This is a genomic window from Actimicrobium sp. CCC2.4 (assembly GCF_034347385.1).
Taxonomy (GTDB): domain Bacteria; phylum Pseudomonadota; class Gammaproteobacteria; order Burkholderiales; family Burkholderiaceae_D; genus Actimicrobium.
This window is the reverse complement of sequence record NZ_CP133777.1, coordinates 67547-80495: the sequence shown is the minus strand read 5'-3', so window position 1 is coordinate 80495 and position 12949 is coordinate 67547. Positions and strand designations below refer to the sequence as shown.

The following is a 12949-nucleotide window of genomic DNA, read 5'->3' as shown; positions in this document are numbered from 1 at the left end:
ATTCTGCCAGCGACAACTAAAAACTTGTCTTGCGCCGGATTAAAGGATCTTTCGCCCCGTCATGCACTCAGCGCTTGAACTCACCTTACTGTTACTCGGTGCTGCCGTGCTCGGCGTGGTCGCCTTTCGCATGCTGCATTTGCCACCGATGCTGGGTTACCTGGCGGTCGGCATTGCCATCGGTCCGCACGCACTGGGCTGGGCCGAGGATACCGCCACCACCCACACGCTGGCTGAATTCGGCGTCGTGTTCCTGATGTTTTCGATCGGCCTCGAATTCTCGCTGCCCAAACTGTTTGCCATGCGTCGTACCGTGTTCGGCCTCGGCATGGCGCAAGTACTGCTGACCATTCTGGCCACCATGCTGTGCAGCTGGGGCGCGGCGCGCTTGCTGCCGCAGGTCGCCGACATCAGCTGGGGCGCGGCGTTCGCGCTGGGCGGAGCGCTGGCGATGTCGTCGACGGCCATCGTCTCGAAACTGCTGACCGAGCGGCTCGAGCTCGAAAGCGAACATGGCCGTCGCATCATCAGCATCCTGCTATTCCAGGACCTGGCGCTGGTGCCGCTGCTGATTCTGGTGCCGGCGCTGGCCAAGGCGCCGCAGGACATTGCCGTGACACTCGGCTGGGCCGCACTGAAAGCCGTCGGCGTACTGGTGCTGTTGCTGGTGATCGGCCAGAAGCTCATGCGCAGCTGGTTTCGCATTGTGGTCCAGCGGCGTTCGCAGGAATTGTTCATGCTCAACCTGCTGCTCATTACGCTGGGTGCCGCATGGATCACCGAGCAGGCCGGCCTGTCGCTGGCGCTGGGCGCCTTCGTCGCCGGCATGCTGATCTCGGAGACCGAATACAAGCATCAGGTCGAAGAAGACATCAAGCCGTTTCGCGACGTGCTGCTCGGACTGTTCTTCATCACTATCGGCATGCTGCTCAATATCCGGCTGGTCATCGAGAACTGGTGGCTGGTGCTGTTGCTGCTGGCCGCACCGGTGCTGCTGAAGTTTGTCCTGATCACCGCCCTGGCGCGGCTGTTCGGCGCCAGTACCGGGATTGCGCTGCGCACCGGTCTGGCCCTGGCGCAGGCCGGCGAATTCGGTTTTGTGCTGCTCAATCAGGTCGGTGGTTTGCAGCTGATCGATCCGTTCATCGTGCAGCTGATCCTCGCCTCGATGGTGCTGTCGATGCTCATAGCGCCCTTCATTCTGGCCAATGCCGATGCCATTGTCATGAAGCTGTCGGCCAATGAATGGATGATGCAATCGGTCGCGCTGACGCAGATTGCCAGTCGCACGATGACGACCCAGAAACACGTGATCATCGCCGGTTTCGGCCGTAGCGGGCAGAGCCTGGCGCGTCTGCTCGAAGAAGAGCACATCCAGTATCACGCGCTAGACCTTGATCCCGACCGGGTACATGAAGCGCAGGTCTCGGGCGCGAACGTGTCGTACGGTGATGCGGCGCGGCGCGAGTCGCTGGTGGCTGCCGGCATCCACCGGGCCGCGGCGCTGGTCATTACGTATGCGAGTACGCCATCGGCGCTGAAACTGCTGTACCTGGCGCACGAGCTGGCACCGTCTTTGCCGGTCATCGTGCGTAGCCATGACGACACCGATCTCGATCAATTGCGCGCCGCCGGCGCGGCCGAAGTGGTGCCGGAAGCGCTCGAAGGCAGCCTGATGCTGGCCTCGCATGCGCTGGTGATGCTGGGTGTACCGCTGCGCCGTGTGGTGCACCGGGTGCAGAGCGCGCGGGATGAGCGCTATGCGGTACTGCGCGGATTTTTTCATGGTGATAGCGATGCCGAGGACGATGCCGAGCACCTGCATGTCCGGCTCCATTCGGTCACGCTGGGCATGCATGCGAAGGCCGTTGGCAAGTCGCTGGTCGAGCTTAACCTGCAGGAATTCGCGGTCGAGATCACCGCCGTCCGGCGTAGCAAGACCCGCATCGACGTGACGCCCGCGACGATCCTGCAAGGGGGCGATATCATCGTGTTGCGTGGTACTGCAGAGAGCGTGACACGGGCCGAGAAACGCTTGCTTAAAGCCTGACGAATCCATCCGTACCGTGTCTGCGTATGACTGGCAGATATCTTTTTTCAGTATTTTTCACTACGGGTTCTCAATGGCCATGGCAACTAAAATCCTGCTGGGCAGCGTCGTGGCGCTGCTGCTGGCAGGTACGCTAAGCGCGTGTTCGCCGCTGCGCGTGATCAACGCCGTCACACCCGGCAGCGCCTCGGACAAACACCTTGATATCAGCTACGGCAGCGATCCGCGCAACCGGCTTGATATTTACCGGCCGCGCGATGGCAAGAGCGCCGCGCCTGTCGTCGTGTTCTTTTACGGCGGCAGCTGGAACATGGGATCACGCGCTGACTATGCGTTCGTCGGCGAGGCGCTGGCGGCACGCGGTATTGTCGCTGTGCTGGCCGATTACCGGTTGTATCCGCAAGTGCGTTATCCGGCCTTTGTCGAGGATTCCGCGGAAGCAGTCGCCTGGACCCTGAAAGACATCCAGCGCTATGGCGGTGATCCGGAAAAAGTGTTCGTGATGGGCCATAGTGCCGGTGCCTACAATGCCGCGATGGTGGCGCTCGACGCACGCTGGCTGGCGGCACAGGGCGCGTCGCCGACGGCATTGCGGGGCTGGATCGGACTGGCCGGTCCGTATGATTTTTTACCGATCGAGAATCCCGAAGTGCGGCCGGTTTTTTTCTATCCGGATTCACCGCCTGAATCGCAGCCGATCCGGCATGTGACGGCGTCGGCACCGCCGGCCTTGCTGGTCGCATCGCACACCGACAAGATCGTCAATGCAACGCGCAATACCGGCGGCTTGTCGACCAGCCTGCGCAGCCTTGCAGTGCCGGTCGAGGAAGTCTATTTCGACAGCACCAGCCACGCCAGCCTGATCGGCGCATTTGCCTGGCCGTTGCGCGGACTCGCGCCGGTGCTCGACAAGGTGGTTGAATTCGTCGACAGCGATGGTGGCCGTGACGTAAAAATGGCGCGCTGAACACCGCGCGCCATTCGGAGGCCTGAGCGAAAGCGTCAGGCCTTTTTTTTCTTCAGCAGCGGTCCGAGATAGTGGCCGGTGAAGCTGGCCGGATTTTTCGCCACCTGCTCCGGTGTGCCGGTCGCAATGATCTGGCCGCCGCCCGCGCCGCCTTCCGGACCGAGGTCGATGACCCAGTCGGCGGTTTTGATGACGTCGAGATTGTGCTCGATGATGACCAGCGTGTTGCCCTGATCGCGCAGACGGTGAATCACTTTGAGCAGCAGATCGATGTCATGGAAGTGCAGGCCGGTGGTCGGTTCGTCGAGGATGTACAGCGTGCGGCCGGTGTCGCGCTTCGACAGTTCCAGCGACAGCTTGACGCGCTGCGCCTCGCCGCCCGACAGCGTCGTAGCGCTTTGCCCGAGCCGGATATACCCAAGGCCGACATCGAGCAGCGTGTGCAATTTGCGCGCGATCACCGGCACCGGCAGGAAGAACACATGCGCTTCCTCGACCGTCATGGCGAGCACTTCGGTGATGTTCTTGCCTTTGTAAAGTACTTCAAGAGTTTCGCGGTTGTAGCGCTTGCCGTGGCAGACATCGCATGGGACATAGACATCCGGCAAGAAGTGCATCTCGACCTTGATCACGCCATCGCCCTGACAGGCTTCGCAGCGTCCACCCTTGACGTTGAATGAAAAACGACCGGCGCTATACCCACGTTCCTTGGCTGCATTGACGGTCGCGAACAGGTCGCGGATCGGCGTGAACAGGCCGGTGTAGGTGGCCGGATTGGAGCGTGGCGTGCGGCCGATTGGTCCCTGATCGACCGAGATCACCTTGTCGAAATGTTCGAAGCCGCTGATGCTTTCATGCTCTGCCGGTTCGGCTTGTGAGCCATACAGATGGCGCGACGCCGCGTGGTACAGGGTTTCGTTGATCAGCGTTGATTTGCCCGAGCCCGACACGCCGGTTACGCAGGTCAGCAAGCCGACCGGCAATTCCAGCGTGACATTCTTGAGGTTGTTGCCGGAGGCGCCGGTGATGACGAACTGGCGTTTCGGATCGGGTGCATGGCGCTTCGCCGGCACCGCGATTTCAAGCGTGCCGTTGAGGTATCTGGCGGTCAGCGAATTGGTGTTACTAAGGATTTCCTCGAGCGTGCCTTCGGCGATGATTTCGCCGCCATGGACACCGGCGCCCGGCCCCATATCGACGACGTAATCGGCGCAGCGGATCGCGTCTTCGTCATGCTCGACGACCAGCACGCTGTTGCCGATATCGCGCAGATGACGCAGCGTCGCAATCAGGCGATCGTTGTCGCGCTGGTGCAAACCGATCGACGGTTCATCGAGCACGTACATCACGCCGGTCAGGCCGGAACCGATTTGCGAAGCCAGCCGGATGCGCTGCGCTTCGCCGCCCGACAGCGTGTCGGCACTGCGTTCGAGCGACAGGTAATCGAGCCCGACGTTGTTCAAAAAGCGCAAGCGCGAAATGATTTCCTTCGTGATCCGGTCGGCGATTTCTTTCTTCGCGCCGGTCAGCACCAGTGTCTCGAAAAAGTCCAGCGTCTCGCGCAGCGGGGTGGCGGCGACTTCATAAATCGCGCGCTGTTGCGTGCCATTGCCGACCTTCACGTAGCGCGCTTCAATGCGCAGCCGCGCACCCTGGCACGACGGACACTGCTTGCCGTTGATAAATTTGGCCAGCTCTTCCTTGACCGCGTTCGAATCGGTTTCGCGATAGCGTCGCTGCAGGTTGTTGACGACGCCTTCGAACGCATGCTCACGCACTACCGCACGGCCGCGCTCGTTGATATACGTGAACGGAATGACTTGCTTGCCCGAGCCGTACAGCACCGCCTGCTGGGCGCTATCGGCCAGTTTTTCGAATGGCGTGTCGAGGTCGAATTCGTAGAATTCGGCCAGGTTTGTCAGCATCTGGAAATAGAACTGGTTGCGCCGGTCCCAGCCCTTGACCGCACCGCTGGCCAGCGACAGGTTAGGGAACGCGACGATGCGCTTCGGATCAAAAAATTCGATATGGCCGAGGCCGTCGCATTCGGGGCAGGCGCCCATCGGATTGTTAAACGAGAACAGCCGCGGTTCGAGTTCCTGTAACGAGTAGCCGCAGGTCGGGCAGGCGAATTTATTCGAATAGATATGTTCGACTGCGCTATCCATTTCAAGCGCCAGCGCGCGGCCATCGGCCAGCCGCAAAGCGGTCTCGAAACTCTCGGCCAGACGCTGCTTGATGTCGGCCTTGACCTTGATCCGGTCGATCACGACATCGATCGTGTGCTTCTCGGTTTTCTTCAGTTTTGGCAGGTCGTCGACTTCGTAAATCTTTGCCGGCTGCACGCCGCTCTGGACCCGGAAGCGCACGAAGCCTTGCGCCTGCATCTGCTCGAACAGATCGACATGCTCGCCTTTGCGGTTCGACACCACCGGGGCCATGATCATCAGCTTGGTGTCTTCCGGCATCGCCAGCACCGCGTCCACCATCTGTGAGACCGATTGCGCAGCGAGCGGATTTTCGGGATGGTCGGGGCAGTAGGGCGTACCGACGCGGGCATACAGCAGGCGCAGGTAGTCATGGATTTCGGTGACCGTGCCGACGGTCGAACGCGGATTGTGCGAGGTGGCTTTCTGCTCGATCGAGATGGCCGGTGACAAACCTTCGATCAGGTCGACATCCGGCTTTTCCATCAGTTGCAGGAACTGACGCGCATACGACGACAGCGACTCGACATAGCGACGCTGGCCTTCCGCGTACAAGGTATCGAAGGCCAGCGATGACTTGCCGGACCCGGACAAGCCGGTGATGACGATGAGCTTGTTGCGCGGTAAATCGAGGTTGATGTTCTTGAGATTGTGGGTGCGGGCGCCGCGGATGCGTATTTGTTCCATGAACTGCTTTCTGCGTGGTGTGGCGCTGACCTGACAGTGAGGGACCAGCGACTTGGGTACGAATCAACCCGACACTATAGCGGGTTTTGCCGGCACGAGCCGTCAGCCCTGCGCTTGTGAAAACGGCCAGCAGGTGCCGGTTGTCAGTACCGTACGACAGCGCGGGCGCAGTTGCATTGTCATGGCAACGGGCAATGGCGCAGCCTGTCTTTACGGCGAAGACGCACGCCAGCTAGCTTATAATTGCGGCCAATTCGACGCATCCGCAGCAGCGCAGTCGACTGCCCCGATACAGACACCCCAGGAGAAACCACCATGGCATCGATCAATAAAGTCATCATCATCGGCAACCTCGGCCGCGATCCTGAAACCCGCTACATGACCAACGGCGACGCCGTCACCAACATTGCGGTCGCCACCACCGAAAGCTGGAAAGACAAGAACAGCGGCGAGAAAAAAGAACTCACCGAATGGCACCGCATCACCTTCTACCGCAAGCTCGCCGAGATCGCCGGCCAGTACCTGAAAAAAGGCTCGCAAGTCTATATCGAAGGCAAGCTGCAAACCCGCAAATGGACCGACAAGGAAAACGTCGAGCGCTTCACCACCGAAATCATTGCTGACACGATGCAGATGCTCGGTAGCCGGCAAGGCATGGGTGGCGGCGGTGCAATGGAAGACGATTACGGCAGCGCCCCGGCACCACGCCAGAGTGCCCAGCCGGCTCAGGCTGCGAGCGCGCCGCGCCAGGCACCGGCTTCCCGTCCGGCCCCGAATTTTTCGGATATGGATGACGACATCCCGTTCTGATTGATCCGTTCGTAAAAAACAGACCGGTTGTCCTTTGCCCTGGCGGAGGACAACCGGTTTTTTAATGAGCGGCGTCTTGGGTAGATGTCTTTGAGAGAATTCTGGTGGCTTACCGGATCCGCCGGATCCGCCGGGTGCGCATTTTGTGCGCAATGGATGGCCTCGTGATGCCCGACGGACACCCGCTAGCCGGTTCCTCCTGCTTATATTGCCTATAACGCAATGAATATCCCGAGTATTTTCCACATGGGATGTACTTTTGGTGATTTTCTTGATAAGTTCCACGTTGTTATTTGTAAATAAACTTAAGAAGTCACTTTAATAGCGAGAACTCATCGCCGTAGCCTGGCACCTCGCCAGGTATCAGGAAGGCTTCAGTGGAGCGCTATTTTGTAATGCATGTCTGTTTGGCTCTGCCGGGTACCAGTCTGCTTCCGTGTGACTGCTACCCCGGGCTACGCCGTGCATAGAATACTGGCGGACATCGTCACACCAACCGCAATAGGGACGGGACTCTTGAAAGCCGGTGCTGACGGACCTTTGAACAGCCTCATGGAGGCAGCAGGCGACGCGGTGTTTTGCCTTGATGATCGAGGCCGGATTCTGTACGTCAGCCAGCGTGCTCTGGAATTTGTCGGCACAGGTGTCAGCATTGTTGGCTGGTTTCTGTCGGAGCTGGCACCGCTGAGTGATCGCCTGATCATCAGCCTGGCCATTACCCAGGCGCTCGAATCGGGGCGTTCCGGCAAGATCAATACCCGCATCAACACGCGCAAGTCATCCATGTGGTTCGAGCTGCAGCTGACTAATTACGTCACGCCGGAAGGGACGACTGCGCTGCTCGTAGTCGGGCGCGATATTTCGGTTCAGCAAGATACCGAAGAGCGCTTGCGCCACATGGCCACCCACGATGCGCTGACCGGCCTGCCGAATCGCTCCTTGCTGTCGGATCGCTTGCAGATGGCGATCGCGCAGGCCAAGCGTACGGGGCGCGGATTTTCGGTGCTGGCGCTGGACCTCGACCGCTTCAAGAAGGTCAACGATGCACTCGGGCACCTGGTCGGCGATACCTTGTTGCGGGTGGCCGGCGAGCGCTTGCGCGAAACCTTGCGCAATGTCGATACGCTAGCCCGCGTCGGTGGTGATGAGTTCGTGGCAGTCCTGCCGGGTGCGGTCAGCGAAGCAGAAATCCAGACGGTCGCGCGACGCATGATTGCAAACATGCAAGTGCCGTTTGAAATTCAGGGCCACACGCTGTACGTCGGCGCCTCGATCGGGGCGGCCACGTATCCGGATCATGGCGACGACGACGTCAAGTTGCTCAGTCACGCCGACACGGCGATGTGCCATGCCAAGGAAACCGGCAAGGCCCGCTGCGTGGTCTATAACCCGCAAAAATTCAATCAGCAGGAGTACGACGTCTCGATGGAGGCGGCGATGTTCGACGCGGTGCGCAATGGCGAATTCTTCCTGCACTACCAGCCCATCGTCGACGCCGTGACCTGCCAGGTGCTGGGTTTCGAAGCGCTGATGCGCTGGATGCGTCCCGAGCTCGGACCGGTACCGCCATCGCAATTCATCCCGATGGCGGAGAGCAACGGACTGATCAACTTGCTGGGGGCCTGGGCACTGCGCTCGGCCTGCATGCAGATCAAGCGCTTCCAGGAAGTGGCCGGCCGGCCTTTGTACGTGTCGGTCAATGTCAGCCCGCGTCAGTTTCGCAATGACCAGTTCCTGGGCGTGATGGATAACGCGCTAAGCATGTCCGGGTTGGTCGGCTCCGAGCTATTGCTCGAAATTACCGAAGGCATCCTGATGTCGGATCCCGAGCATGCCGAGGCCATGCTCAACCAGATCAGCTCCCGGGGCGTGAAGATCGCCATTGATGACTTCGGCACCGGCTATTCTTCGCTGGCTTACCTGAAGCGCTTTCCGATCTCGACGCTGAAAATCGACCGGGCCTTCGTGCAGGACTTGCCGGAATCGGTCAAGGACGCCGCGATCTGTAATGTCGTACTGAGCCTGGCCAGTCATCTGAATTTATCCACCGTCGCCGAAGGCGTCGAAAACGCGGCCCAGCTGGAGTTCCTCGCACGTCAGGGTTGCACCCTGATCCAGGGATACTTCACCGGCCGCCCGATGTTGCCGGAAGCGGCCATCACGCTGCTGCAGACGGCTGCCGTGCCCGCGCCATCGTTGGCCAAGCGGGTACTGGCACCATGAGTGACAAGCCGGCAGATTCCGAACAGACGCTGCAATTGCTATGGACGCGCGTGCGTCAGCGCGGCGATTTGCCGGGATTTTCCAAAGTCGTCAGCTCGATTCTGGCGGCCATGCGCGGTGAGGATGATCGCGATTTCAATATGGCCAGCACCGTGCTGTCGGACCCGGGACTGACGCAAAAAGTACTGCGTCTGGCGAACAGTCCGATGTATGCGGTGTTCGGCCGCGACATCAACACCGTCTCGAAAGCTGTCGTGGTACTGGGTACCGATGCAATCGGCCATCTGGCGCTGGGCGTGAAGCTCATTGATGGCTTGTCGGTCGCGTCGGCGGATTCGGCACTGGCCCGTAGCGAAATGGAAAAAGCCGTCCTGTCCGGTCACATCGGACGTCAGGTCGCCGCCGGTGCCAGTACCCGCGACGCCGAAGAAGCCGTGGTGTGTTCGATGCTGCACGCACTGGGCCGGATGATGGTGGCTTTCTATCTGCCTGAAATGTGGCAGCAGATCACCACCGGCAGCGCGATCGAGCACGTGCCGCGGGAGCGCCAGCAAGACCAGCGCGCGCGTCATGTGCTGGGACTCGGCCTGGACCAGATCGGCCGGATGGTGGCGCTGCGCTGGGGCTTGCCGAACACGCTGGTCGACACGCTCAAGGACCTGTATCCGAGCGCCCTGGACGAACCGCTTGACCACAATGCCTGGTTGGCCGCGGTGTCGACGATGTCGCTGTCCTGTGCCGACGTCCTGTTTGCGGAAGCGCCGGATAGTACCGAACTGGCCGTCGCGCTCGCCAGAATTACCGAAGACTACGCCGGCATGCTCGGGGTCGATGCGAGCCAGTTATTGCTGGCCGTAGAAACCGCCCAGCAAGCCGCGCGCGACGATGGCGCGACGGCGTCCCGGCCGCAGCGTCCCGCCGGCGCGGCACCGGTGGCGACCGCCGCGGCTGCCGTCAGCGGCAAACCTGCTGATGCCGCGCAATTGCTGGCGCGCGGTGTTGCCGATCTGCGCGAACTGAGCCTGACATCGAGCAATGCCCAATTGATGACAATGGCGCTGGAACTCCTGTTCAAGAGCCTCGGTTTCAGTCACGGCGCGCTGTTCCAGCGCATCGTGAAAGACGGTCGTTATCAGGCGCGCATGTGTCTTGGCGGCAAGCTGCAAGAGATTGCTGCGCGCTTGACGTTCGAGGATGCCTACCAGCCCGATGTATTTCATGCCGCGCTGGCCAACGACAAGATGATCTTTGTCGAAAACGCCCGCGATCCTGCCTTCATCAACAAATTGCCGCGCTGGTGGAAAGACGCGTTGCCGACCACCCGCAGTTTCGTCGTGATGCCACTGACCATCAATCGTTCGCCGATCGGTTTCCTGTATGGCGACTGGGATATGCATGTTGCGCCCTCGAAGGTCGAGGCCGCCGAGGTCGTGCCGATGAATGAATTGCGCGCCTTGCTGGTGCGCGCCTTGCAACCGCAGCGTCCGGTCGAACCGACCTGGAACCGCCGATAGTCCCGGCGTTGATCGGCAGTGCCGATTCCGCTATCGTGAACGCCCGATAACCGAAAGACAGGCCCCGACCGATGTCGTCCATTTTTCCCATCCTCCAGACGGCACGCCTGACCCTGCGCGAGATCGTCCCGACCGACGCCGACGCGCTATTCCTGATTCACTCCGACGCCCAGACCATGCGCTGGTTCGGCATCGATGCGCTCACCGAGCGCAGCCAGGCAGACCAGATGGCGGCCATGTTCGCAGGCTGGTTTCCGGCGGGCACCGGGGTGCGCTGGGGCATCGTGCGCAACGAAGACGGGGCGCTGATCGGCACCAGTGGCTTGTTTCGCTGGAATAAGAGCTGGCACAACTGCATGCTGGGTTTCGAGCTGTCGGCCGCGATGCAGCGCCACGGTTACATGCGCGAAGCCGCCAGCGCCATCCTCGATTACGGGTTTTCGCACATGGACTTGCATCGCATCCAGGCCGAAAGCCACGCCGACAACGCAGCCTCGATCGCCCTGCTGACCCGGCTCGGATTTCGTTTCGAAGGCGTGCATCGCCAGCAAGCCCGCTGGGCCGGCCAGTTCCACGACCTCAATTGCTATGCGCTGCTGCAGCAGGAATGGCAAGCATGAGCGGCAGCGTGCCGATTCACCTGTTCAATGGTTTTGCCAACCCCTATGGCGGCAGCGAGCTCGAGACCCTGGCCGTGTTCGAGCTGCTGTCGCAGACCGGTCCGGTCACGCTATGGGCGACCTCGTCGAGAGCCGCGCCGGCATTGCTGTCGCGCTATCCGATCAAGCGGATAGTCGCCTGGCGCGGTCAGGTACCGCAGGGCGGCAACTACGTCTTTTTTGGCGCGCACTGGCGCAACCGGCTCTGGCCGATGGTGGCAACACCGCCGCGCCGGCTGATCTATGTGTTCAACACCTTCCATCCGAAAGTCCTCGCACTGACCGCGCGCGGCCCGGCGCTGCGCTCCTGGCCGCGCACCGAATACGTCCTTATTTCTGCGTTCCAGAAAAAAATGCTCGGTATCGAAGGCGAGATCCATCCCTCACCAATCGACCTCAAACGATTCCATCCGCGCCCGCCATCACCCGATCAATTCGCGCCCGCCAACCTTCCGCTGGTCGTCGGCCGGCTCAGCCGCGACACCGCCGACAAGCACGACGCGCAAGACCTGGCCCTCTACCGGACCTTGCCCGGCGAGGGCTGGCAGGTGCGTCTGCAAGGTGCCACCAGCTTGCGGGAGCAGCTGCCCGCCGATCCGGCGCTGCAACTGACGCCCGAAGGATTGGTCGATGCAGCCGACTTCCTGCGTGGTCTTGACGTGTTTTACTACCGCACCGGTGTGCATGTCGAAACCTTCGGCCGCGTCGTGTTCGAAGCAATGGCCTGCGGTGTACCCGTCGTCTGTCACCGCCACGGCGGATACGCCGATCACATCCGCCACGGCGAAAACGGCTTCCTGTTCGACACCACCGACCAAGCCGCCGCCATCCTGCACCAGCTCCGCCACGACCCGGTCCTGCGGGCCCTAATCGGTGCCAACGCCCGCCGCACGGTAGAAGCGCTGTTCAGCGCGTCGGCACTACAAGCACGCATGACATTCCTCCGCCGCTAAAAAATTGGGGTCAGAGTCGATTTATTTTTTATCAAATAGGGTCAGAGTCAATTTATTTTTTCGCAAACTCAAAGTTAATTAGGGTCAGAGTCAAAATAATTTGCTGGAATGCCTTTAAAATTGGGCTTCTCTGCAACTTTTTCTTTCCTGCCATGGCCCGACTTCCCCGTCTTGTCGTCCCCGACCAGCCCCATCACATCATCCAGCGCGGCAACGACCGACGGGTGATTTTTCGCGATGATGATGATCATCGGATTTTTCTGGCCTGGCTGGCGGATGCCGCCCGCCAGTTCAAGGTAGCCATTCATGCGTACGTGCTGATGCCCAACCACCTGCACCTGCTGGCATCGCCCGCGGACAAGGATGGCCTGAGCCGCATGATGCAATGGGTAGGGCGGCATTACGTACCGTATTTCAATCGCAAGTACGAGCGCGTCGGCACCTTGTATCAAGGCCGCTTCAAGGCGACCGTGATCGATTCCGAGCGCTATCTGATGACTTGCTGCCGCTATATCGAGCTCAATCCGGTGCGCGCCGCGTTGGTGGTCGATCCCGCCGATTTCCCGTGGTCGAGCTATGCCCATCATGCTGGCACGCATTCCAATCCTCTGATTAGTGACCATGGCTTGTATTGGGCGCTCGGTAATACGCCTTTCGAGCGCGAAATTGCCTATCGGGAATTAGTGCGGCAAGGCTTGAGTGCTGAAGAGGTCACGACGCTGACGGATTCAACGCTCAAAGGATGGGCGCTCGGCTCCAGCCAGTTCCGGACGACGTTGGAAAAAACCGTTCAGCGTCGCGTTGGACCAGCACGACGCGGACGCCCGCCCAGGCCCGATCCGACAGAAGAACGCGAGCCGGAATAGTGCGGTCTGCACC

Annotated in this window: 10 protein-coding genes; 8 read left to right on the top strand and 2 right to left on the bottom strand. The window is 60.6% G+C overall.

Features of this window, described 5'->3' with window-relative positions; translation table 11 throughout:
* The first annotated feature begins 61 nt into the window (after nucleotides 1–61).
* Both RHM62_RS00400 and RHM62_RS00395 read left to right on the top strand, forming a co-directional pair.
* A complete protein-coding gene (locus RHM62_RS00400; protein ID WP_322123641.1) occupies nucleotides 62–2050 on the top strand; it encodes a cation:proton antiporter in 1989 nt (662 codons plus the stop codon).
* A gap of 73 nt (nucleotides 2051–2123) precedes the next feature.
* Entirely contained in the window at nucleotides 2124–3017 is an 894-nt protein-coding gene (locus RHM62_RS00395) for an alpha/beta hydrolase (RefSeq protein ID WP_322123640.1), read from the top strand.
* Between the two features lie 35 nt (nucleotides 3018–3052).
* Here the strand turns inward: RHM62_RS00395 and uvrA are convergent, their stop codons facing one another.
* Nucleotides 3053–5911 (bottom strand): excinuclease ABC subunit UvrA, encoded by a 2859-nt coding sequence (uvrA, locus tag RHM62_RS00390; protein ID WP_322123639.1) that lies wholly within the window; start codon nucleotides 5909–5911, stop codon nucleotides 3053–3055.
* Nucleotides 5912–6226: 315 nt separating this feature from the next.
* Between uvrA and ssb the strand changes: the two genes are divergently transcribed.
* From ssb to RHM62_RS00365, 5 genes are all read left to right on the top strand, one after another.
* Entirely contained in the window at nucleotides 6227–6721 is a 495-nt protein-coding gene (gene ssb, locus RHM62_RS00385) for a single-stranded DNA-binding protein (RefSeq protein WP_322123638.1), read from the top strand.
* Nucleotides 6722–7273: 552 nt separating this feature from the next.
* Nucleotides 7274–8944: a putative bifunctional diguanylate cyclase/phosphodiesterase gene (locus tag RHM62_RS00380; RefSeq protein WP_322125281.1), complete on the top strand. Its 1671-nt coding sequence runs from the start codon at nucleotides 7274–7276 to the stop codon at nucleotides 8942–8944.
* Entirely contained in the window at nucleotides 8941–10458 is a 1518-nt protein-coding gene (locus RHM62_RS00375; protein WP_322123637.1) for an HDOD domain-containing protein, read from the top strand. The genes RHM62_RS00380 and RHM62_RS00375 overlap by 4 nt, the downstream gene beginning before the upstream one ends.
* Nucleotides 10459–10529: 71 nt before the next feature.
* Nucleotides 10530–11078 (top strand): GNAT family protein, encoded by a 549-nt coding sequence (locus RHM62_RS00370; protein WP_322123636.1) that lies wholly within the window; start codon nucleotides 10530–10532, stop codon nucleotides 11076–11078.
* On the top strand, nucleotides 11075–12070 hold the full coding sequence (locus RHM62_RS00365) for a glycosyltransferase family 4 protein (protein WP_322123635.1): 996 nt from the start codon (nucleotides 11075–11077) through the stop codon (nucleotides 12068–12070). Before RHM62_RS00370 ends, RHM62_RS00365 begins: the two co-directional genes overlap by 4 nt.
* A 74-nt stretch (nucleotides 12071–12144) precedes the next feature.
* Here the strand turns inward: RHM62_RS00365 and RHM62_RS00360 are convergent, their stop codons facing one another.
* Nucleotides 12145–12378, bottom strand: a complete 234-nt coding sequence (locus tag RHM62_RS00360; RefSeq protein ID WP_322125453.1) for a hypothetical protein — start codon at nucleotides 12376–12378, stop codon at nucleotides 12145–12147.
* Here RHM62_RS00360 and RHM62_RS00355 point away from each other — a divergent pair.
* Nucleotides 12295–12936 (top strand): transposase, encoded by a 642-nt coding sequence (locus RHM62_RS00355; protein ID WP_322123634.1) that lies wholly within the window; start codon nucleotides 12295–12297, stop codon nucleotides 12934–12936. The genes RHM62_RS00360 and RHM62_RS00355 overlap by 84 nt on opposite strands.
* The last annotated feature ends 13 nt before the right edge of the window (nucleotides 12937–12949 follow it).